The following is a 21,536-nucleotide window of genomic DNA, read 5'->3' on the forward strand; positions in this document are numbered from 1 at the left end:
GTGGCGCCGTGCCGAAGAAGCCCAGCCGCCGCTCCGAGGAGCCGGCGACGCCCACCCCCGACCTCCCGCTCGACGAGTCCACCCTCGAGGCGGCGACGCGGCCACCGAGGGCGGGTGAGTCCCACGACGGACTCCTCTTCGGCGAGGCGACCTGCGGGGACCTCAGCGGCGTCGACGCCCGGGACGCGCGGTTCCTGGGGTGCGTGCTGTCCCGGGTGCGCGCCGACGGGCTGGCGTTGGCGGGGGCCCGCCTGGTCGACGTGCGGATCGCCGCGCTCGCCGCGACCGAGGCGCCGTGGCGCTCCTCCACCTGGCAGGAGGTGGTCGTCGAGGACTGCCGCATCGGCGCGTGGGACCTGTCCGCGGCGCAGTGGACGCGCGTGGCCGTCCGCGGTGGCCGTTTCGACTTCGTGAACCTGCGCGAGGCGTCGCTGACCGACGTCACCTTCACCGGGTGCGACCTGCGCGAGGTCGACGTCTCCGGCGCGGGCCTCACGCGGGTGCGGTTCCTCGACTGCCGGATCGGGCACCTGGACGTGACCTCGGCCCGGTTGAGCGGTGTCGACCTGAGCGGGGCCGACCTCGAGGCCGTCAGCGGGGTCGGGTCGCTGCGCGGCGCCCGGATCAGCGAGCTCCAGCTCCTCCGCCTCGCGCCGTTGCTCGCCGAGCACCTCGGACTGCGGGTGGCGGACTGACCTCAGGACCCGCCGGCGAGACGGGCCAGCTGCTGCAGGTAGGGGTTGGTCGCACGTTCGCGGGCGATCGTCGTCGCCGGACCGTGCCCCGGCAGCACGTCGGTGGCGTCCTCCAGCGGCAACACCCGCGTCAGCAGGCTGCGCAGCATCGCCTGGTGGTCCCCGCCGGGCAGGTCGGTCCGTCCGATGGAGCCCGCGAAGAGCACGTCCCCGGACAGCAGCAGGTCGGGCTCCCCGGCCCGGTCGACCGAGAAGAGCACGGACCCCTCGGTGTGCCCGGGTGCGTGCTGGACGGCGATCGAGAGGCCCGCGACCTGCAGGGAGGCCCCGTCCTCGACGGTCACGACGTCGTCGGGGTCGCGCCACTGCACGGTGCCCGTCGTGGCCTCCAGGGCCTGGCGCAGGGGGGCTCCGATCCCGGCCAGCGGATCGTTCAGCCGGTACGCGTCGGCGCGGTGGATCGTGGCGGCGACACCGTGCACCCCGCACACGGGGGTGACGGAGTACGTGTGGTCGAGGTGCCCGTGGGTCAGCAGGACCGCGGCGGGTTTCAAGCGGTGCCGGCGCAGGACCTCGGCCAGGCGGTCGGCCACGTCGACCCCCGGGTCGACGACGACGCACTCCTCCCCGGCCCGGGGTGCGACGACGTAGCAGTTGGTCCCGAAGACGGTCGCCTCGACCGTGTCGATGAGCACGTCACGCACCCTAGTTCGCGCCGCCGACAGGGACGACGTCGCTCACGGCCCGCGATCAGGACCGGGCACGCCGTGACTGCCTGCTCCGATCGGGGCCCGAGGGACCTAGAATCAGGCGGGTGACCGAGCAGCCCCAGGAGCCGGCGTCCCTCACGGACGTGGCGGACACCCCCGAGACCCCGACCGAAGCGACCCCGGAGGCACCGGAGACGGTTGCCGCGCAGCAGGACGTGACGGCGGCCGAGACGCCGGCGGCCGAGGCCGACCCGGCGTCGGAGGCGCCGCAGTCGTCGTCGGAGGAACCTTCCGAGGTGACGGCGGAGCCGCAGCCCGAGGCCGGCCCTCCGGCGGAGCAGCCGGTCGACCCCACCCCGGCTCCCGGCCCGCGTCCCACCCCGGCCGCGCCGCGCCCGCGTCCCACCCCCGCCCCGGCCGTCGTCGCGCCGACGACCACCGAGGCGGGCCCCGAGGTCGGGCACCTGACCTCGGTGGACCGCGAGGCGGCCGCCGCCTTCGGGCGCGTCGACGACAACGGCACCGTCTGGGTCCGCCGCGCCGACGGTGAGCACGAGGTCGGCGCCTACCCCGACGCGACACCCGAGGAGGCGATCGCCTACTTCGTGCGCAAGTACGGGGAGGTCGTCGCCCAGGTCGACCTGTTCGAGCAGCGCCTGCGCAGCACTGAACTGGCCGGCAAGGACATCGTCTCCGGGGTCGCCACGCTGCGCACCGCGCTCGCCGAGACCCGCGCCGTCGGTGACCTCGACGCCCTCGCCGCCCGCGTGGAGGCGCTGGCCACCGTGGCCGACGAGGCCCGGGCTGCCGCCGACCGCGCCCGCGCCGCCCAGCGCGAGACGCTGCGCGCCGGTCGGCTCGCGATCGTCGAGGAGGCCGAGCAGATCGCCGGTCAGGACCCCGAGAAGGTCCAGTGGCGTTCCTCCGGCGAACGCCTGCGCACCCTCTTCGAGGAGTGGAAGGCGGCCCAGCGCGAGGGTCGCCTCGACAAGCGCAGCGAGGACGACCTGTGGAAGCGCTTCAGCCACGCCCGCAGCGCCTTCGACAAGATGCGCCGCCACCACTTCGCCGCCCTCGGTGAGGAACGCAGCACCATCCGCTCCGAGAAGGAGACCCTCGTCGCCGAGGCGGAGGCGCTGTCCACCTCCACCGACTGGCGCGGCACGACCAACGCCTACCGCGCCCTGATGGACCGCTGGAAGGCGGCCGGTCGCCTCGGCCGCAAGGACGACGACACCCTGTGGGACCGCTTCCGCGCGGCCCAGGACGTCTTCTTCGCCGCGCGCACCGCGGCCAACGACGAGGTGGACGAGGAGTTCCGCGAGAACCTCGTCGCGAAGGAGGCCCTGCTGCTCGAGGCGGAGGCGCTGCTCCCGATCAAGGACCTCAACGCGACCAAGAAGGCCCTCAACTCCATCCAGGACCGGTGGGAGGCCGCGGGCAAGGTGCCGCGCACCGACCTCGGCCGGGTCGAGGGGCGCCTGCGCGCCGTCGAGACCGCCGTCCGCGACGCCGAGCAGGCCCGCTGGTCGCGGTCCAACCCCGAGGCCCAGGCCCGGGCCGGTGGCCTCGCCAGCCAGCTCGAGAACGCCATCCGCGACCTCGAGGCCGACGTCGAGAAGGCCCGCACCCAGGGTGACGCCCGGGCGCTGGCCCGCGCCGAGGAAGCCCTCCGGGCCCGTCGCGCGTGGTTGGACGCCGCCCAGGCCACCCTGCGCGACGCCTGAGCTGTCCACAGGTCCGAGCCGCTCGTCGCGCACGTCCCCGTCCACGGTGTGGACTGGGTGGCGTGCGCGACGAGTGGTTGACCTCTGTCCTGGTCCGAGGTGCCGCCGGCAACGGTGACACCCCGTGGCGACCGCAGGGTCGGGCCGCAGCGGCGGCGGCTGACCGTGAGGTCCGCGACGGGCTCCTGCAGCAAGTCGTCGGGGACGTGGTCCTCGCGGCCGACGTGACCCTGGACGCGGCCCTGCGCGCCCGCGCCCTCGCGCTGTTCGTCCCCACTGGTGTCGTGGTCATCGCCGACGCCGCCGCCTGGGTGCACCTGGGACGACCGCTGCCCGCACCGCACGAGGTCCAGGTCGCGGGCGGGCGCCTCCCCGAACTCCCCCACGCTCCACTGCGGTTGAGCTTCTCCCGGGTGCGGCCCGCACCCGGTGACGTGCAGGACCTCGCGGGGCTGGCCCTCACGACGCCCGCTCGCACGCTGCTCGACGTCGCCGCCGTCCGACCCCACCGCGCACCGTGGCTGCGCGAGCGGATGCTCGACGCGGGACTGCTGGCGGACGGCGACCTCCGGGACGCCAGCGACCGGGCCCGCGGGCGCGGCGGGGTGCGCACCGCCCGCCGGGCCCTCGACCTCCCGCGGGCACCCCGCCCGCGGGAGGAGGTCAGGCCTTCGTCGGACGCGACGCCATGACCCGGTAGGCGTCGAAGACCCCGTCGACGCGGCGCACCGCGTTCAGCACCTGGCTGAGGTGGTTGGGTTCGGCCATCTCGAAGGAGAACTTCGACAGGGCCACCCGGTCCCGGCTCGTCGACACCGTCGCGGACAGGATGTTCACGTGGTTGTCCGAGAGGACCCGGGTGACGTCGGAGAGCAGACGCGCCCGGTCCAGCGCCTCGACCTGGATCTGCACCAGGAAGAGCCGGGTCTGACCGGTCGCGATGGCCGAGGCCCACTGCACGTCGACGATCCGCTCGGGCTCGTTGCGCAGCATCGTCACGTTCTCGCAGTCCTCCCGGTGCACCGAGACACCGGCACCCCGGGTGACGAACCCGACGATCGGGTCCTGCGGCACGGGGGTGCAACACCGGGCGAGCTTGACCCACACGTCGTCCGCACCGGCCACGACGACCCCGGCGTCACCGCTGCTGCGACTCGGCCGGGTCTGGCCCGGAGTGGTCGCCTCCGCGAGGTCCTCCTCGGCGGCGGCCTCCCCGCCGACGGCGGCGATGAGCTTCTCGACGACGTGGGCCGCGGAGACGTGACGCTCCCCCACCGCCGCGTAGAGCGCCGAGACGTCGGGGTGGTTCAGCTCGCGGGCGACGACGAGCAGCGAGTCGTGGGACAGCAGACGCTGCAACGGCAGGTGCTGCTTGCGCATCGCCCGGGCGATCTCGTCCTTGCCGTCCTCGATCGCCTCCTCGCGCCGTTCCTTCGAGAAGTGCTGCTTGATCTTGTTGCGCGCCCGCGGGCTCTTGACGAACTGCAGCCAGTCGCGGCTGGGCCCGGCGCCGTCGGCCTTGGAGGTGAAGATCTCGACGAGGTCGCCGTTGTCGAGGGTCGACTCCAGCGGGACGAGGCGGCCGTTGACGCGGGCGCCCATCGTGCGGTGGCCGACCTCGGTGTGCACGGCGTAGGCGAAGTCGACCGGGGTGGAACCGGCCGGCAGCTCCTGCACGTCGCCCTTGGGGGTGAAGACGAACACCTGACCGGCGTTGATCTCCCAGCGCAGGTCGTCGAGGAAGTCGCTGGAGGCGGACTCGCGCTGCCAGTCGACGACGGCCTTCAGCCAGTCCATCTCGTTCTGCGCCCCGCCGCCGCCGACGGCGTTCGGGTCGTCCTTGTACTTCCAGTGCGCCGCGACGCCGTACTCGGCGCGCTGGTGCATGTTGTAGGTGCGGATCTGGATCTCGACGGGCTTGCCCTCGGGCCCGATGACCGTCGTGTGCAGCGACTGGTACATGTTGAACTTGGGCATCGCGATGTAGTCCTTGAACCGGCCGGGGACCGGGTTCCAGCGCGCGTGCAGCGCACCGAGGACGGCGTAGCAGTCGCGGACGGAGTCGACCAGGACCCGCACCCCGACGAGGTCGTAGATCTCGGCGAAGTCGCGGCCGCGCACGATCATCTTCTGGTAGATCGAGTAGTAGTGCTTGGGCCGGCCGGTGACCGTCGCCCGCACCCGTGCGCTCTTGAGGTCGTCCTCGATCTGTTCGCGGACGCCCTGCAGGTACTCCTCGCGCGCGGGCGCCCGGTCGGCCACGAGGCGGACGATCTCGTCGAAGACCTTGGGGTAGACCGTCGCGAACGACAGGTCCTCCAGCTCCCACTTGATGGTGTTCATGCCCAGGCGGTGGGCCAGGGGGGCGTAGATCTCGAGGGTCTCGCGGGCCTTCTTCTCCGCCGAGGCCGCCGACACGTAGCGCCAGGTCCGGGCGTTGTGGAGGCGGTCGGCGAGCTTGATGACCAGGACGCGGATGTCCTTGGCCATCGCCACGACCATCTTGCGGACGGTCTCGGCCTGCGCGGCGTCGCCGTAGGTGACCTTGTCGAGCTTCGTGACGCCGTCGACGAGGACGGCGATCTCGTCACCGAAGTCGGCGCGCAGGTTCGCCAGCGTGTAGTCGGTGTCCTCGACGGTGTCGTGCAGCAGCGCCGCGGCGAGCGTCGACGGGGTCATGCCGAGCTCGGCGAGGATCGTCGCGACCGCGACGGGGTGGGTGATGTAGGGGTCGCCGCTCTTGCGGCGCTGGCCGTCGTGCGCGCGCTCGGCGCGGTCGAAGGCCTTCTCGACGACGGACAGGTCCGCCTTCGGATGGGTGTTGGAGACGGTGCGCAGCAGCGGTTCCAACACGGGCGAGACGCTGGACTGGCGGTGCTGACCGAAGCGCGCGAGGCGCGAGAGCATCCGCCCGGCGGTGACCGGACCGGTGTGCTGCGCCTCCGTGCCGCGACGTCGTTCCGGCCCGTTGGGTCGGCCCGTGGGGGGACGGCGTTGCGGTGCCGGTGCGGGGACCACGGACCCCTGCGTCGGGGATTCCACCTGCGCCGGTGTGTCGGGCGCACTCGTGGCAGTGGCGTGAGTCTCGGTGCCGTCGGCCATGTCGCCCCTCCGTTCGTCCGGGCACCAGTCTAGGTGAACGCGGACGGAAGGGGAGGAGGACGGGCCGACCTGCGCTCAGGCCTCGGTGTGCAGGGCCAGCACGGGCCGCTGGCCCAGCTGCGGACGACCGGCGAGGAACCCCAGTTCGAGCAGCACGGCCAGGCCGACCACCTCGGCCCCGGCCTCCTCCAGCAGCTCGCACGCCGCGCGGGCCGTTCCGCCGGTGGCCAGGACGTCGTCGACGACGAGGACCCGCTCCCCCGCACCGACGGTGTGCGCCGACAGCTCCAGGGCGGCGGTGCCGTACTCCAGGGCGTAGTCGCGCCGGTGCACGGGCGCGGGCAGCTTCCCGGCCTTGCGGATCGGCCAGAACCCCAGCCCGGCGCGTTCGGCGGCCGGGGCGGCGAGCATGAACCCGCGGGCCTCGATCCCCGCCACGGCGGTGGCGCCGGTCGCCCGGGCCACCTCCGCCAGCGCCGCGACGACCGTCGCGAACGCCGACGCGTCGGCCAGCAGCGGGGTGATGTCCTTGAAGACGACTCCCGGTTCGGGGAAGTCGGGGACGTCGCGGAAGCCGGCGACCACCGTGGCCGCGACGCGCTCGGCGTCGGGCACGGTCAGCACCCGGCTCACGCGGGGTCGCCGGCGGTGACGGGTTCGGCGGTGACGCCCTCGCGGACGTCGCGGTCGAGCTGCCTGACCCGCGCCTCGCGGGAGCGGAGCACGACCAGCAGCGGCGTGGCGACGAAGATCGACGAGTACGCCCCGACGAGCATGCCGACGAACAACGCGAGACTGATGTCGCGCAGCGTGCCCGCGCCGAGCAGCAGGTCCCCGATGAAGAGGATCGCGGCGACGGGCAGCAGGGCCACGACGGTCGTGTTCACCGAACGCACGACGGTCTGGTTGATCGCGAGGTTGGCCGCGTCACCGAAGGTGCGGTCCTTCTTGAGGAAGGCGCCGTCGGTGTTCTCGCGGACCTTGTCGAAGACCACGACGGTGTCGTAGAGCGAGTAGCCGAGGATCGTCAGGAACCCGATCACCGAGGCCGGCGTGACCTCGAACCCGACGAGGGCGTAGACCCCGGCGGTGATCAGCAGGTCGTGGAACAGCGCGACGAGCGAGGCGATCGCCATCGTCCAGGCCCGGAAGTACAGCGCCATGACGATGGACACGATGACGAGGAAGACGATCAGACCGGTGAGGGCCTTGTTGGTCACGTCCGCACCCCAGCTCGGACCGATGCTCGAGGGGTTCACGTCGTTCTGGGAGACCCCGAGCTTCTGCGCGAGCTCGGCCCGGATCTCGTCGAGCTGCGTCGTGCTGACCGTCTCGGTCTGGACCCGCAACCCGTTCCCGCCGACGGTGGTCACCGTCGGCACGGCGTCCGGGAGGACCGCCTGGACCGCCTCGCGGGCGGCGTCCTGGTTCGTGGTCCCGGAGACGCGGAACTCCGCGCCCCCCTCGAACTCGATGCCGTAGGTGAGTCCGGGCTTGACCAGCAGGATCGCCGAGATCAGCACGAGCGCACCCGCGATGAGGAACCACAGCTTGCGGCGGCCGACGAAGTCGAAGGAGGACTCACCGGTGTAGAGCCGGTTGCCCAGTTGCGCCATGCCCATCAGGAACCCGCCTCGTTCTCGTCGCGGCCGGCGTCCGGCTCGCCCTCACCCTGACCGCCACCCGACCCGGACGTCGCCCGGGCCTTCTCCCGTTCCGCCGCACGGCGTTCGGCCACGGTGGGCCGGTGCTCGCCGTGGTGCAGGGCGACCCGGGCCACGACGGACCCGAGGTGTTCGGGGTCGAAACCGGACCACTTGTGCCCACCGCCGAAGAACTTCGTCTTCGCCAGCAGTGCGACGACGGGGTGGGTGAAGAGGATCACGATCGCGACGTCGATGATCGTCGTGATGCCCAGGGTGTAGGCGAACCCCCGGACGTTGCCGACGGCGAGGACGTAGAGGACCACGGCCGAGAGCAGGCTGACCGCGTCGGAGACGAGGATCGTGCGCCGGGCGCGGAACCAGCCGGCCTCGACGGCGGAGGACAGGATGCGGCCGTCGCGGATCTCGTCGCGGACGCGTTCGAAGAACAGGATGAACGAGTCGGCGGTGATGCCGATGGCGACGATGAGCCCGGCGATCGCGGCCAGGCTGAGCCGGAAGCCCTGCAGCCAGCTCAGCAGCAGGATGACCCCGAAGTTCAGCGCCGCCGCCAGCACGAGGCTGCCGATGGTCACCAGGCCCAGCGCGCGGTACTGGACCAGCGAGTAGGCGACGACGAGGATCAGACCGATCAACCCGGCGAGCAGCCCGTGGCGCAACTGCTCCGAGCCGAGGGTCGCGGAGACCTGCTCCTGGGTCTGCACGACGAACGACACCGGCAGCGCGCCGAACTGGAGCTGCTGGGCCAGCGCCTCGGCACTGGCCTGGGTGAAGTTCCCCTCGATGTCGACGTCGGCGCCGAAGCGCTGGGACACCGTGGGAGCGGTGATGACGAGACCGTCGAGGACCGCGGCGAACTGGTTCTTCGGCGAAGGCAGCGTCGAGATGCGGGTGGTGAGCTTCGAGAAGGCGTCGGCGCCCGCGCTGTTGAACTTCAACCGCACGACCCACTGGCCGGTGTTCACCCCGGAGCTGTTCGTCGCGGTCGTGGCGACCGCGCTGGTGAGCTGCGTGCCCTCGAGCTCGGCCGGGCCCAGGACGTACTTGTACGTGCCGTCCTGGCTGCAGGTGACGAGGACCTTGGTCGGGTCGTCGGCGATGCCCCGTGCGCGCTGGGCCGGGTCGGAGCAGTCCAGGTTCTGGAACAGGGCCGGGAGGTCCGGGATGGTCTGGTAGTTGTCGAAGTCGCTCGCGTCGGTCGGCGAGGCCGCCGGGGTGCCGCTGGGCTGTCCCGGCCCCGGGGTGGGGGTCGGGGTCGCGATGTCGGCGAGCGTCGGGGGCGTCACCGCAGCGGTGGGCGCCTCCGTGGGAGCGGTCGTGGCGGCCTGCAGGGCGGCGGGGGCGGCCGCGCCGTCCGCGCTCTGCGTCGGGTCGGGCGTGGCTGCGCCCGTCGGGGTCGCCGCGTCGGTGGGCGTCGCCCCGTCGGTGGGCGTCGCCCCGTCGGTGGGGTTCGCCGACGCACCGTCGGTGGGCGTGGCCCCGTCCGTGGGGGTGGCCCCCTCGGTGGGCGTGTCGGTGGCGGGCGGGGTGACGGCCTCGTCGAAGAGGACGACCCGCATCCGCATCTGCGCCGACTGCGAGATGAGGTTGAGCTGCTCACGGGTGGCCTGGCCCGGGATGGAGACGGAGATGTTCTGCCCGCCCTGGACGGAGACCTCCGTCTCGCTCAGCCCGGTGGCGTCGACGCGCTGCCGGATGATCTCGGCCGCGCGCTGGACCTGTTCGGTGGGCACCGTCCCGCCGTTGGTCGAACGGGGCGTCAGGACGATCTGCGTCCCGCCCTCGAGGTCGAGGGCCAGACCGGGCGACCACTTCGCGGTGCTCCAGATCGAACCGGCGGCCACCGACGCGAACATCGCGACGACGACGAGGACCAGCACCGCGAGGGTGCGGCCCGGGTGGGGTCGGCGGATGGGCGCACCGCGGCGCACGCGGGGCGGCCGGTTCGGGGACCCGCTGGTGGACGTCGGCCTGTCGTTGGACACTCAATACCTCGGGACGGCGCTCACCGGGTGACGGATGTTCACCCGGTCAGCGCAAGCTTGTCACTGCTAGTGGACGACTGCTGTCTTATCAGTAGTCACTGTGCGCGCGGGGCACCGCCCGCGGTGTCGTCGTCGCGCTTCTGCAGGCTGAGAGCACCGTCGCCCGGGTCCACGCTCTCCTCGAGGGGAGCCACCTCGGTCGGCGCCACCACGCGGGCGACGGCCCGGCGGGTCCACCGGGTCTGCAGGCCGGGGGCGATCTCGAGGACGACCTCGTCACCCTCGATCTCCACGACGGTCCCGAACATGCCCGAGGTCGTCATGACCCTGGCCCCGGGCGCGACCCCGGTCTGCATCTGCTGTTGAGCCTTCTGCTGCTTGCGCGTCCGGCTGAACATGAACACCAACAGGGCGACCATGATCAGCAGGAAGATCAGCTGGCTGCTGCCACCACCCACGACAAAACCTCTCCGCACCGGTGGGATCGACGACTCACCGGTGCTTGCGCCGACCCGGTGCCGGCACGGCCGGGCCAACGCGGTGAGGCCCTGTGAGGTTCCGCAGGGACCCACCCGGGACCGACTCGCCCGTGGAGTCTAGAGGCTCACCCGTCCGGCCCAGCCCAGCGACGCTCAGGGTTGCGAGGGGTCCTCGTCGGTCTCGTCGCCCTCGGGAGCGAACGCCCAGGCCGTCCCCACGGGCGCGTTGCGGGGCGGGGTGAGTCCCAGGTGGGCCCAGGTGTCGGGCAGGGCGATCCGACCCCGCGGGGTCCGTCCCAGCAGCCCCTCGCGCACCAGGAAGGGCTCGGCGACCGTCTCGACGGTCTCGGCCTCCTCCCCCACGACGACGGCCAAGGTCGAGAGACCCACCGGCCCGCCGCCGAAGCGCCGGCACAACGCGTCGAGCACGGCGCGGTCGAGGCGGTCCAGGCCGCGCTCGTCGACCTCGTAGACCTCCAGCGCCGCCCGGGCCGCGTGTCGGTCGACGATCCCCGACCCCCGCACCTGCGCCCAGTCGCGGACCCGGCGCAGCAGCCGGTTGGCGATGCGGGGCGTCCCCCGCGAGCGGCCGCCGATCTCGGCGGCCCCCTCCGCGGTGAGCTGTACCCCGAGCAGGGAAGCGCTGCGGCGCAACACCTGCACGAGCTCCGCGGGCGTGTAGAAGTCGAGGTAGCCGGTGAAGCCGAACCGGTCGCGCAGCGGCGCCGGGAGCAGGCCGGCCCGGGTCGTCGCCCCGACCAGGGTGAACTTCGGCAACTCCAGCGGGATCGCCGTGGCCCCCGCGCCCTTGCCCACGATGACGTCGACGCGGTAGTCCTCCATGGCGATGTAGAGCATCTCCTCGGCCGGGCGGGCCATCCGGTGGATCTCGTCGAGGAACAGCACCTCACCCTCGTCGAGCGAGCTCAGCACCGCCGCGAGGTCCCCCGCGTGCTGGATGGCCGGACCGCTGGACTGGCGCAACGGGGCGCCCATCTCGGAGGCCACGATCATCGCCAGCGTCGTCTTGCCCAGCCCGGGCGGACCGGAGAAGAGGACGTGGTCGCTGGGCATCCCGCGCGCCTTGGCGGCGTCGAGGACGAGCGCGAGCTGCTCCCGCACGACCTTCTGCCCGACGAACTCGTCGAGACCGTGGGGGCGCAGCGCGGACTCGGCGGCGCGCTCGTGCTCGTCGGCCCCCGTCGTCACCAGCCGGTCCTCCATCAGCGACCCGACAGGTGGCGCAGCGCCGCCCGCAGGACGCCCGGCACGTCGAGGTCGTCGTCGAGCACGACCTCCACGACGTCACCGGCCTGCTTGAGCGGGTAACCCAGACCGACCAGGGCCTCGACCACCCGGTCCTTGCGCGCGTCCCCGCCCGAGGGCGAGGCCGCCGGCGCGATCGACCCCGAGGGCGGTCCGAGGCGGTCCCCCAGCTCCAGGCAGATGCGCTGAGCGGTCTTCTTGCCGATGCCCGGCACCCGGACGAGGGCCGCGTGGTCCTCGGAGGCGACGGCCGCGCGGATCCCGTCGGGGCGGTGCACCGCCAGCATGGCCAGCGCCATCTTCGGCCCGACCCCGGAGGCGGTCTGCACGATCTCGAAGACCTCCTTCTCGTCGGCGTCGGCGAAGCCGAACAGCGTCAGGGAGTCCTCGCGCACCACCAACGTGGTGTGCAGCAACGCCTCCTGGCCCACGCGCAGACCGGCCAGCGTGGCGGGCGCGGCCAGGACGAACATCCCCACGCCACCCACCTCCACGACCGCGGAGTCCAGCCGCACCGCGAGCACCTGCCCACGCACCGACGCGATCACCAGCACGACCTCCGAGACACCCGACGAACACTTGTACGAGAGGCTAGACGGCCCCTGCGACACGACCCCTCAGGCGCGCCGCGCGGACCCTGGGGGCAGAGTGCTGCCGTGACCCACGAGAAGACCGCGAACCCCCGCCAGAACGTCACCTTCGACAGCGCCACCGAGTCCGGCCACGCCCACGGCTACCTCCGCGTCCCCGAGTCCGGCAGCGGCCCGGGCGTCATCGTCGTCCAGGAGTGGTGGGGCCTCACCGACCACATCGCCGGCATCGTCGACCGCCTCGCCCGCGAGGGCTTCGTGGCGCTGGCCCCGGACCTCTACGGCGGGCGCACGACCCACGACTCCGCCGAGGCGGCGCAGCTGCTCACCGACCTGCCCGCGCAGGACGCGGCCCGCGACCTGGCCGGGGCCGTCACGTACCTGCTCGACCTGCCCGAGACCACCTCGCAACGCGCCGGGGTCGTCGGCTTCTGCATGGGCGGGGGCTTCGTGCTGACCCTGGCTGCGCAGCAGGGCGACCGGATCGGCGCGGCGGTGCCCTGGTACGGGCTCCCCGGCCCGGACACCGACTACTCCGGCCTGCGGGCGCCGGTGCTGGGCCACTACGGCGCCGAGGACACCTCCGTCCCGCTGGAGGGTGTGCGCGCCACCGAGGCCCGCATCCGCGAGCAGGCGGGGGTCGAGGTGACGATGGAGGTCTACCCGGCCCCGCACGCGTTCTACAACGACGAACGCCCGAGCTACCGGCCCGAGTCGGCCGAGCTGGCCTGGGAGCGCACGACGGCCTTCCTGCGGGGTCGGCTCGCGGCCGAGCGCGCCTGAGCCTCCGCCTCCGCGTAGGCGTTGCGCCGGCCCGTGACGAGGGCGGTGTGCGCGGCGGCCTCCAGTCGGGAGGTCGCCCCGCCCCGCCAGAGGTGGCACAACGCCAGCGCGAGGGCGTCGGCGGCGTCGGCGGGCCGGGGCGGGGCGTCGAGACCGAGGATGCGGGTGACCATGACGGTGACCTGCTCCTTCTCGGCCCGCCCCGACCCGGTCACCGCGGCCTTCACCTCGCTCGGCGTGTGCATCGCCACGGGCAGTCCCCGGCGCGCGGCGGCGACGAGGACCAGACCGGCGGCCTGCGCGGTCCCCATGACGGAACGGACGTTGGCCTGGGCGAAGACGCGTTCGACGGCGACGACGTCGGGGCGGTGGGTGTCGAGCCACTCGTCGAGGCCGTCGCTGATCGCGAGCAGCCGGGAGGCCACGGGATCGGTGGCGGGGGTCCGGATGACGCCGACGCCGACGAGCTCGGCGCGACGTCCGGCGCGGACCGCGTCGATCACCCCGACGCCGCACCGGGTCAGCCCGGGGTCGACCGCTAGAACGCGCACGGCCCCCACGATCGCACGGAGCGGTCGTGGGGGCCGGGAGCCGCGCTCGGGAGCGCTCGGGCGTCGGGGCGGTGGGTCAGGCGTCCTCGAGGGCCGCCATCACGTCGTCGGACACGTCGTAGTTCGCGTAGACGTTCTGCACGTCGTCGCAGTCGTCGAGGACGTCGATGAGACGGAAGACCTTCGTCGCGCCCTCGGCGTCCAGCGGCACCTCGACGCTGGGCACGAAGCTGGCGTCGGCGGAGTCGTACTCGATCCCCGCGGCCTTCAGCGCGTCACGCACGGCGCCGAGGTCGGTCGCCTCGCTGACGACCTCGAAGGTGTCGCCCTGGTCGGTGACCTCCTCGGCCCCGGCCTCGAGCACGGCTTCGAGGACGCCGTCCTCGGTGAGGTCGGTGCCTTCCTTGCCGATGACGACGACACCCTTGCGGGTGAACATGTAGGCCACCGACCCCGGGTCGGCGAGCGAGCCGCCGTTGCGGGTCATCGCCGTCCGGACCTCCATGGCCGCGCGGTTCTTGTTGTCGGTGAGGCACTCGATGAGGAGCGCGACGCCGTTGGGGCCGTAGCCCTCGTACATGATCGTCTGCCAGTCCGCGCCGCCGGCCTCGGCACCAGAGCCGCGCTTGACGGCGCGGTCGATGTTGTCGGCGGGCACGGAGGTCTTCTTCGCCTTCTGGATCGCGTCGAAGAGCGTCGGGTTGCCCGAGACGTCGCCGCCGCCCGTGCGCGCCGCGACCTCGATGTTCTTGATCAGTCGGGCGAAGCTCTTGGCGCGCTTGGCGTCGACGACGGCCTTCTTGTGCTTGGTCGTCGCCCACTTGGAGTGGCCGGACATCTGCTTCCCTCCGCCGTTGCTCTACCTGCTCGAAAAACGTGTGTGCGCTCAGGCCGTCGTCGCCGCCACGCTGTCGCGGACCATCTCCACGAAGTAGCGGTGCACCCGGTCGTCCCCGGTGATCTCCGGGTGGAACGACGTGGCGAGCAGACGACCCTGTCGCACGGCGACGATCCTACCCGCGGCGGGCCCCGCGCTCAGTCGGGCGAGCACGCTGACCTCCGGACCGGCCTCCTCGACCCACGGCGCCCGGATGAAGATCCCCTCGACCGCCGGTCCCCCGCGGGTGATCTCCTCGAGCGGGAGGAGCTCCTCCCAGGAGTCGACCTGGCGTCCGAAGGCGTTGCGCCGCACGGTGATGTCGATCCCGCCGAGGGTCTCCTGGCCCTTCCCCCCGTCCAGGATCCGGTCGGCCAGCAGGATCATCCCCGCACACGAGCCGTAGACCGGCAACCCGTCGGTGATCCGGGCCCGCAGGACGTCGCGGAGCTCGAAGACCCGCAGCAACCGGTCGATCGTCGTCGACTCGCCCCCGGGCAGGACGAGACCGTCGACGCTCTCCAGCTCGGCGAGGCGGCGGACGGTGACCGCCCGCGCTCCCCCGGACTCCAGCGCGCGGACGTGTTCCCCGACGTCGCCCTGCAGGGCGAGGACGCCGATGACGACGTCAGGCCCTCCCGATCCGGTTCCTCCAACGCTCACGCGCGAAGACTAGGCCGCGCCCCGGCCGCCTCGTACGCGGCCAGGGTGGCGGGCAGGACGCGCTCCCACGTCACCCGCGGATCGGTCGTGACGTTGTGCCGGCGGATCGCGTCCACCCGTCCGCGCTCCAGCGCCCAGGCGGCCAGGACCTCGGCCAGGTGCCGGTCGTCGCGGGCCAGCGCGCCCTCCACCCCGTCGGTGACGAACTCGCCGAGCCCGCTGCCGGCCATCCCCGCGACGGCCAGCCCGGCGCACCGCGCCTCCAGCGCGGCCAGGCCGAAGGACTCCCACACCGCGGGGGCGACGTAGACGTCGGCGGTGGCGAAGAGCTCAGCCAGCTCGGGACGCGTCCGGCGCCCCGGCAGCGACACCCAGTCACCCATGTCGTGGCGCTGCACGAAGGCCCGGGCCGCGCGGTGCTGCGGTCCGTCCCCGACGAGGACCGCCCGCAGCGGGAGGTCGTGGGGCAGCGAGGCGCGCAGGTCGCGCAGCACCCCCAGCAGCGGCAGGACCCGCTTGCGGGCGGCGAAGCGCCCGGCCGTCACCACCGTGAACGGCTCCGACCCCGACGACCGCGGGACGCCGCGCCAGGGGGCCGGGTCGATGCCGTTGGGCAGCAGGGCCACCGGCGCTCCGGTGGCCCGGCGCAGCGGGGCGGCGACGGCCTCGCTGACCGCGGTCCAGCGCAGCGACCCCGCCCGCCGCGACGAGAGGGCCAGCGCCAACGGGACGGCACTGCCGCGCGGGAGCATCGAGTGCACGGTGACGACCGCCGGGACCCCGAGCCGGTGCGCGGCGCGCAGCGTGGCCCAGCTCAGCGGGGAGACGACCGAGGAGTGGGCGTGCACGACGTCGGCCGCCGCCACCAGCTCGTGCAGCTCGGCGCGACCGGCGCCGCTCCAGAGCACCGGGTCGACGACCCCGAGCGCGTCGGCCGGCTGCAGCCGGATCACCCGGAACGGTCCCCCGGGGACCTCGTCCGGGAACGCGCCCGTGGCCGTCACGACCGTCACCGCGTGCCCCTGCTCGGACAGCCGGGTCGCGAGGTCGCGCACGTGCAGCTCGATCCCCCCGAGGCGGGGCAGGTAGCTGTCGGCCACCAGCAGGACGCGCGAGGTCGGAGTCCGGGCCGCGCGGACGAGCTCGGGCGGCAGCGTGAGGACGCTCATCGAAGACCCCTCCCGTCACCGCTGCGGTCACCGCGGTGCGCGAGCAGCCACCCGCCCAGGGCGATCCCACCCACGGGCACCTCCAGCACCACGATCAGGAAGCGGTACAGCAGCACACCGGTCAGGACGGGCACGGCGGGAGCCCCGGCCCCGATGAGCACGGCGCAGGCCGCGGCCTCCGCCATCCCCGTCCCCGACGGGGTGAGGGGAACGCTGCTCGCCACCCGGTCCAGGGCGAACGCCGCGAGGACCACGGTCGCCGCGGAGTGCACACCGGCCGCCCGCAGGCAGAGCACGAAGAGCAGTCCCTGCAGGGCGACGTAGCCCAGCACCCCGAAGGTCAACCGGGGCCACTCGGCGCGCACCCGCGCCAGCACGGTGGTCCGGACCTCGTCGAGGCCGAGGAACCACTGCGCCGCGACGCGCGGGGCAGAGGCGCGACGAGGCGACCGCGCGAGCAGCCGGTCCGCGCTCGCGAGCGCCCCCGAGAGGGTCCGCAGACCGCGGCTCGTGCCCGCCGCGACCACGACGAGCGCCCCCGCGAGCACGCTCGACCCCAGCGCGATCGACCACCCCTCGGCGTGCGGCAGCCGGGGCATCCCCCCGGTGCCCAGGGCGATCGCGAGCGCAGGCAGGGCCACCGCGAACTTCCCCACCAGGTCGACCCCGTTGCTGGTGATCGTGAAGGAGGCGACGTCGCGGCCGGAGAAGCGCCAGCGGCGCAGCATCAGGGAGTTGAGCCAGACACCGACGGCACCGCCGAAGGGCAGCGCGCTCGCCACGGCACTGCCGGAGAGGTTGAGCAGGACGGCGCGGCGCCGGGACAACCCGGCCAGCGACGCCGTCAGGACCCCGGCGCACACCAGCAGGCCGGCGGCCCACACCAGGACCAGGAGCACGAGCTGCCCCGCACCCACCCCGGCGACCGCGGCGGCGACCTCGTGCCAGCCGGCCCCGACGAGACGGGGCAGCACCGCCACGGCCACCACGGCCGCCGCGGTGGTCACCAGACCCGCCGCGACCCGCGTCCCCGAGCGCCGGGGGCGCTCCGGCACCACGTCCGGTCGCTCCTCCACCACCACCACCACCACCACCACTGGTCCTCCTCGCTCGCCCCTGGTCCCCACGGTGGCAGAGGTGACCAGGGGCCGTCATCGGTCCCCGGTGCCCCCCTGCGGTCCTACCGGGGTGCCGCTCGCACCCCCTACGGCCGGGTGGTGTCCACCCCCGGGATGATCTTCACCGCGGCGCGTGTCCGAGCGCCCCGGGCGGCCCCCGGCCCGTGCCAGGGTGGATCGGTGAGCCATGACCCGCAGACCCGCGAGCACGGCACCCACGTGCTCGTGTCCTTGCACGCCCACCCCGACGACGAGGCGCTGCTGACCGGCGGGACGTTGGCGCGCGCCGCGGCGGAGGGCCACCGGGTGGTGCTCGTGGTGGCGACCGACGGGGCGGCGGGCCTCGCCGACGGTCCCACCGAAACTCTGGCCGCCCGCCGGGTCGAGGAGCTGCACCGCTCGGCCCGGGCGCTCGGGGTGGCCCGCGTCGTGCGGCTCGGGCACCGGGACAGCGGCTACCTCACGGCGGCGGCGAGCGACGGGGAGCCGGTCTTCAGCGACCTGCCCGTCGAGGTCGTCGCCGCCGAGGTGGCGCAGGTCCTGCTCGAGGAGGGGGCCGACGTCCTCACCAGCTACGACGCCCGGGGCGGCTACGGCCACCCCGACCACGTGCAGGTCCACCGCGTCGGGGCGCTCGCCGCCGAGCTCGCGGGCACCCCGGTGGTCCTGGAGGCGACCGCGGACCGGACGCTGCTGCACCGGGCGATGCGTGTGGTGTCCCTGCTGCCGGGGGTCGTCGGCGAGGTGACGGCGGAGCGGGTCCGCGGGGCCTTCACCGCGCGCGCCGACATCACCCACCGCGTCGACGTGCGCGCGCACGCGGGGGCGAAGCGCGCGGCCCTCGCCGCGCACGCCAGCCAGTCCGAGACGGGTGGAGCGCGCGGCGTGCGGGGGCTCGGCCTGCTGCTGCTGCTGCCGCGTCCCGTCTTCCGGGTCCTCGCCGGGCGGGAGTGGTTCGTCCAGCGGGGTGCCGTCCCGGCGCGACGGCCGCTCGGTGACGTCTTCGCCGACGTGCGGGAGCGCTGACCTCAGACGATGGGCAGCGGGTCGCCCGTCCAGGCCAGCGGGAGTTGCGCGACGAGACGCACGAGGTCGCCCGGGTAGTACGTCGTCCCCGCGGCGGCCAGGTCCGCCGGTGCCCACCAGCGCCACTCGCTGACCGACTCCCGTTCCAGGTCCGTCCAGCCGGCCACGTCGAGGGTGAAACCCTCCCCCACGCGCAGGACGAAGAACTCCTCCGCCTGCCGGCACCGCGCGCCGAGGAAGGGGAACTCCGCGCTGCGCACCCACACCGGCCCGACGAGCTCGGCGGGGTCGACGTCGAGCCCCGTCTCCTCGCGCAGCTCCCGGCACGCCGCGACGCGGGCGTCCTCCCCGGGCGCCCGACCGCCGCCGACGGTGAACCACCAGTCGCTGCCCGGGGTCGCCGGGTCGCACCCGCGCAGCATCAGCACGCGTCCCGCGTCGTCGAGGACGACGACGCGGGACGCGCTGCGGGTGCGGAGCCCGTCGGGACCGTGGGCCCACTCCGGGCCGAGGGGGTCGGTGCTCACGCGAGGCGGGTCACCAGCCGCGCTGGGCCAGCCGGTGCGGTTCGGGGATCTCCTCGACGTTGAGCCCGACCATCGCCTCGCCCAGACCGCGCGAGACCTTGGCGATGACGTCGGGGTCGTCGTGGAAGGTCGTGGCCTTGACGATGGCCTCCGCGCGCTGGGCGGGGTTGCCGGACTTGAAGATCCCGGAGCCGACGAAGACGCCGTCGGCCCCCATCTGCATCATCATCGCCGCGTCGGCCGGGGTGGCGATGCCGCCCGCGGTGAAGAGGACGGTGGGCAGCTTGCCCTTCTCGGCGACCTCGCGGACGAGGTCGAACGGCGCGGACATCTCCTTGGCGGCGACGTACAGCTCGTCCTCCTCCATCGAGCGGAGGCGGTTGAGCTCGGCGCGGATCGTGCGCATGTGCATGACCGCGTTAGAGACGTCACCGGTGCCGGCCTCGCCCTTGGAGCGGATCATCGCCGCGCCCTCGGTGATGCGGCGCAGCGCCTCGCCGAGGTTCGTCGCCCCGCAGACGAAGGGGACGGTGAAGGAGTGCTTGTCGATGTGGTGGGTGTAGTCGGCGGGGGTGAGGACCTCGGACTCGTCGATGTAGTCCACGCCCAGGGACTGCAGCACCCGGGCCTCGACGAAGTGGCCGATGCGGGCCTTGGCCATGACCGGGATGGAGACCGCGGCGATGATCGAGTCGATCATGTCGGGGTCGGACATCCGCGAGACGCCGCCCTGGGCGCGGATGTCGGCGGGGACGCGCTCGAGGGCCATGACGGCCACCGCCCCGGCGTCGGCGGCGATGCGGGCCTGGTCGGCGGTCACGACGTCCATGATCACGCCGCCCTTGAGCATCTCGGCCATGCCGCGCTTGACGCGGCTGGTGCCGACCGCCGGTGCGCTCGTCTGCTCGGTGCTGTCGGTGCTCACGGTCGTCGCCTCGCGATTCAGAAGGAGAGAGTTCAGGCGCTCGTCATCCTACGAGTCGGAACCGTCGAGGAAGTCCGCCGTCTCGGGCAGCCGCGCGTACCCCGCCAGCCGGGCCCAGCGCACGACCCGCTTGCCCCGCAGCCGCCGGGTCTGGACGACGGCGTCGTTGTGGAAGCGCCGGGCCAGTTCCACCCGGTGCTCCGCGTCGGCGACCCGGGCGAGACCGGGACCGTCCTCGTCGGGGAGGGCGACCTCCATCGCCCGGGTCAGGTCGCTCTCGACCCGCCAGCGGTGGGCGTCGTCGGCGTCGCTGGCGTCGCGCAGCGCCGCCGGGGTGCGGGGGGCGTCCAGGCTCGCGGTCGCGGCGTCGGCCAGCACCAGCGACGAGGCGGGGTCCAGCTCACCGGAGGTGGCGTACTCCAGGGCGGCCGAAGCGCGCCGGGTGAGTTCGGCGTCGAGGGCGGCGCGGCTGGTCTCGACCCGCCGGTGCAGCCGGTCGACGCGCTGCGCCGTGGCCGAGAGGTACCAGGCGAGGACGGTCAGCAGCAGCAGGACGACCAGCGTCGAGACCACCGGGGTCACGCGACCACCGTCTCGTAGACGGTGAGCACCTGGGCGGCGACGACGGACCAGTCGTAGCGCGCGGCGGCCCGCTGACCGGCGGCCCCGAGGGCGAGGCGCTGTGCGGGGTGGGCCAGCAGGTCGAGCACCGCCTCCGCCGCCGAGGCCGCGTCGCCGAGGGTGAAGACCCGCCCGAACTCGCCGTCGCCCAGCACCCGCCGGAACGCGCCGAGGTCGGCCGCGACGACGGGCGCCCCCGCCGCCATCGCCTCGACCAGGACGATGCCGAAGCTCTCCCCGCCGGTGTGCGGGGCGAGGTAGACGTCGGCGCTGGCCAGCAGCGACGCCTTCGCCGGGTCGTCCACCGCGCCGAGGAACTCCACCGAGGACGGGTCGTCCAGCAGCGCCCGGGCGGCCTCGACGTCACCGCGTCCGGCGACGAGGAAGCGCGCCCCGGGCACGACCGCCCGCACCAGCGGCACGATCCGGCACAGCAGCGGCAACCCCTTGCGCGGTTCGTCGAGCCGGCCGACGAAGGCGATCACGGGAGCTTCGGGGGTCCCGGTCCACTCCGGACGCCTCTCGGCGCGGGCGAAGACGTCGGTGAAGACCCCGTTGGGGATGACGACAGCGTCGCCGCCCACGTGCTCGACGACGGTCCGCCGGGCGTCCTCGCTGACCGCGATGCGGGCCGAGATCTTCTCCAGGCTGGGCCGCAGCAGCGGGAACGCGGCCTGCATCGCCCGCGAGCGCAGGTTCGCGGTGTGGAACGTGGCGACCAGCGGTCCGCTCGCCGCCCACAGGGCGAGCAGCGAGGTGCTGGGTGAGAGCGGTTCGTGCACGTGCAGGACGTCGAAGTCCCCCTCGGCGATCCAGCGGCGCACCCGGGCCGCGGTCACCGGCCCGAAGGAGAGTCGCGCGACGGACCCGTTGTAGGGCACGGCGACGACGTTGCCGCCCGGGTCGGCGAAGCTCGGCAGGGTCGACTCGTCGTCGGCGGGCGCCAGCACGCGGACGTGGTGGCCGAGGCCGATGAGGTGCTCGGCGAGGTCCCGGACGTGGAACTGCACCCCACCGGGCACGTCGAAGGAGTAGGGGCAGACGATCCCGATCCGCAC

General features: G+C 73.7%; 22 protein-coding genes. 5 read left to right on the forward strand and 17 right to left on the reverse strand.

Annotation, left to right across the window (positions count from 1 at the left end; genetic code table 11):
• The first annotated feature begins 8 nt into the window (after positions 1–8).
• A complete protein-coding gene (locus tag SJY07_RS02210; protein ID WP_328295866.1) occupies positions 9–695 on the forward strand; it encodes a pentapeptide repeat-containing protein in 687 nt (228 codons plus the stop codon).
• Between the two features lie 2 nt (positions 696–697).
• On the opposite strand, the gene SJY07_RS02215 is transcribed toward SJY07_RS02210, so the two are convergent.
• Entirely contained in the window at positions 698–1,390 is a 693-nt protein-coding gene (locus tag SJY07_RS02215) for an MBL fold metallo-hydrolase (RefSeq protein ID WP_328295865.1), read from the reverse strand.
• A gap of 119 nt (positions 1,391–1,509) precedes the next feature.
• On the opposite strand from SJY07_RS02215, the gene SJY07_RS02220 reads away from it, so the two are divergent.
• Positions 1,510–3,132 carry a DUF349 domain-containing protein gene (locus tag SJY07_RS02220; protein ID WP_380156745.1) on the forward strand — a complete coding sequence of 541 codons (1,623 nt, stop codon included), beginning with the start codon at positions 1,510–1,512 and terminating at the stop codon, positions 3,130–3,132.
• Positions 3,133–3,194: 62 nt separating this feature from the next.
• Entirely contained in the window at positions 3,195–3,824 is a 630-nt protein-coding gene (locus SJY07_RS02225) for a hypothetical protein (protein ID WP_380156747.1), read from the forward strand.
• On the opposite strand, the gene SJY07_RS02230 is transcribed toward SJY07_RS02225, so the two are convergent.
• The 7 genes from SJY07_RS02230 to ruvA all read right to left on the reverse strand — a co-directional run bounded on the left by SJY07_RS02230 (position 3,796) and on the right by ruvA (position 12,176).
• Positions 3,796–6,234: a RelA/SpoT family protein gene (locus SJY07_RS02230; RefSeq protein WP_380156749.1), complete on the reverse strand. Its 2,439-nt coding sequence runs from the start codon at positions 6,232–6,234 to the stop codon at positions 3,796–3,798. The genes SJY07_RS02225 and SJY07_RS02230 overlap by 29 nt on opposite strands.
• Positions 6,235–6,309: 75 nt before the next feature.
• Positions 6,310–6,867, reverse strand: coding sequence for an adenine phosphoribosyltransferase (locus tag SJY07_RS02235; RefSeq protein ID WP_380156751.1), 558 nt, complete (start codon positions 6,865–6,867; stop codon positions 6,310–6,312).
• Positions 6,864–7,850 carry a protein translocase subunit SecF gene (gene secF, locus SJY07_RS02240; RefSeq protein WP_380156753.1) on the reverse strand — a complete coding sequence of 329 codons (987 nt, stop codon included), beginning with the start codon at positions 7,848–7,850 and terminating at the stop codon, positions 6,864–6,866. Before secF ends, SJY07_RS02235 begins: the two co-directional genes overlap by 4 nt.
• A 5-nt stretch (positions 7,851–7,855) precedes the next feature.
• Complete coding sequence (gene secD, locus SJY07_RS02245) at positions 7,856–9,883, reverse strand: protein translocase subunit SecD (RefSeq protein ID WP_380156755.1); 2,028 nt, start codon at positions 9,881–9,883, stop codon at positions 7,856–7,858.
• A gap of 95 nt (positions 9,884–9,978) precedes the next feature.
• A complete protein-coding gene (gene yajC / locus SJY07_RS02250; protein WP_328295858.1) occupies positions 9,979–10,341 on the reverse strand; it encodes a preprotein translocase subunit YajC in 363 nt (120 codons plus the stop codon).
• Between the two features lie 174 nt (positions 10,342–10,515).
• A complete protein-coding gene (gene ruvB, locus SJY07_RS02255; protein ID WP_328295857.1) occupies positions 10,516–11,586 on the reverse strand; it encodes a Holliday junction branch migration DNA helicase RuvB in 1,071 nt (356 codons plus the stop codon).
• Complete coding sequence (gene ruvA, locus SJY07_RS02260) at positions 11,586–12,176, reverse strand: Holliday junction branch migration protein RuvA (protein ID WP_380156758.1); 591 nt, start codon at positions 12,174–12,176, stop codon at positions 11,586–11,588. Before ruvA ends, ruvB begins: the two co-directional genes overlap by 1 nt.
• 108 nt (positions 12,177–12,284) lie before the next feature.
• On the opposite strand from ruvA, the gene SJY07_RS02265 reads away from it, so the two are divergent.
• Positions 12,285–13,001, forward strand: a complete 717-nt coding sequence (locus SJY07_RS02265; RefSeq protein ID WP_328295855.1) for a dienelactone hydrolase family protein — start codon at positions 12,285–12,287, stop codon at positions 12,999–13,001.
• On the opposite strand, the gene ruvC is transcribed toward SJY07_RS02265, so the two are convergent.
• From ruvC to SJY07_RS02290, 5 genes are all read right to left on the reverse strand, one after another.
• The gene (gene ruvC, locus SJY07_RS02270; RefSeq protein WP_328295854.1) at positions 12,920–13,552 is read right to left on the reverse strand and encodes a crossover junction endodeoxyribonuclease RuvC; all 633 of its coding nucleotides are present in this window, start codon (positions 13,550–13,552) and stop codon (positions 12,920–12,922) included. The genes SJY07_RS02265 and ruvC overlap by 82 nt on opposite strands.
• Before the next feature lie 76 nt (positions 13,553–13,628).
• Positions 13,629–14,390, reverse strand: coding sequence for a YebC/PmpR family DNA-binding transcriptional regulator (locus SJY07_RS02275; RefSeq protein ID WP_328295853.1), 762 nt, complete (start codon positions 14,388–14,390; stop codon positions 13,629–13,631).
• Between the two features lie 48 nt (positions 14,391–14,438).
• Positions 14,439–15,092 (reverse strand): pyridoxal 5'-phosphate synthase glutaminase subunit PdxT, encoded by a 654-nt coding sequence (pdxT, locus tag SJY07_RS02280; protein WP_380156761.1) that lies wholly within the window; start codon positions 15,090–15,092, stop codon positions 14,439–14,441.
• Positions 15,089–16,261: a glycosyltransferase family 4 protein gene (locus SJY07_RS02285; protein ID WP_380156763.1), complete on the reverse strand. Its 1,173-nt coding sequence runs from the start codon at positions 16,259–16,261 to the stop codon at positions 15,089–15,091. The genes pdxT and SJY07_RS02285 overlap by 4 nt, the downstream gene beginning before the upstream one ends.
• Positions 16,258–17,337 carry a YbhN family protein gene (locus SJY07_RS02290; RefSeq protein ID WP_380156765.1) on the reverse strand — a complete coding sequence of 360 codons (1,080 nt, stop codon included), beginning with the start codon at positions 17,335–17,337 and terminating at the stop codon, positions 16,258–16,260. The genes SJY07_RS02285 and SJY07_RS02290 overlap by 4 nt, the downstream gene beginning before the upstream one ends.
• A gap of 222 nt (positions 17,338–17,559) precedes the next feature.
• On the opposite strand from SJY07_RS02290, the gene SJY07_RS02295 reads away from it, so the two are divergent.
• Entirely contained in the window at positions 17,560–18,405 is an 846-nt protein-coding gene (locus tag SJY07_RS02295; RefSeq protein ID WP_380156767.1) for a PIG-L deacetylase family protein, read from the forward strand.
• A 2-nt stretch (positions 18,406–18,407) separates the two neighbouring features.
• Here SJY07_RS02295 and SJY07_RS02300 read toward each other — a convergent pair whose 3' ends face one another.
• The 4 genes from SJY07_RS02300 to SJY07_RS02315 are packed head-to-tail and all read right to left on the reverse strand — an operon-like array spanning position 18,408 to position 21,536.
• Positions 18,408–18,932 carry an NUDIX hydrolase gene (locus tag SJY07_RS02300; RefSeq protein ID WP_380156769.1) on the reverse strand — a complete coding sequence of 175 codons (525 nt, stop codon included), beginning with the start codon at positions 18,930–18,932 and terminating at the stop codon, positions 18,408–18,410.
• A gap of 10 nt (positions 18,933–18,942) precedes the next feature.
• Positions 18,943–19,857 carry a pyridoxal 5'-phosphate synthase lyase subunit PdxS gene (pdxS, locus tag SJY07_RS02305; protein ID WP_380156771.1) on the reverse strand — a complete coding sequence of 305 codons (915 nt, stop codon included), beginning with the start codon at positions 19,855–19,857 and terminating at the stop codon, positions 18,943–18,945.
• Between the two features lie 48 nt (positions 19,858–19,905).
• Positions 19,906–20,439 carry an NUDIX hydrolase gene (locus tag SJY07_RS02310; protein WP_328295849.1) on the reverse strand — a complete coding sequence of 178 codons (534 nt, stop codon included), beginning with the start codon at positions 20,437–20,439 and terminating at the stop codon, positions 19,906–19,908.
• Positions 20,436–21,536: a glycosyltransferase family 4 protein gene (locus tag SJY07_RS02315; protein WP_328295848.1), complete on the reverse strand. Its 1,101-nt coding sequence runs from the start codon at positions 21,534–21,536 to the stop codon at positions 20,436–20,438. The genes SJY07_RS02310 and SJY07_RS02315 overlap by 4 nt, the downstream gene beginning before the upstream one ends.

Source organism: Kineococcus sp. R86509 (assembly GCF_042466365.1).
GTDB lineage: Bacteria > Actinomycetota > Actinomycetes > Actinomycetales > Kineococcaceae > Kineococcus.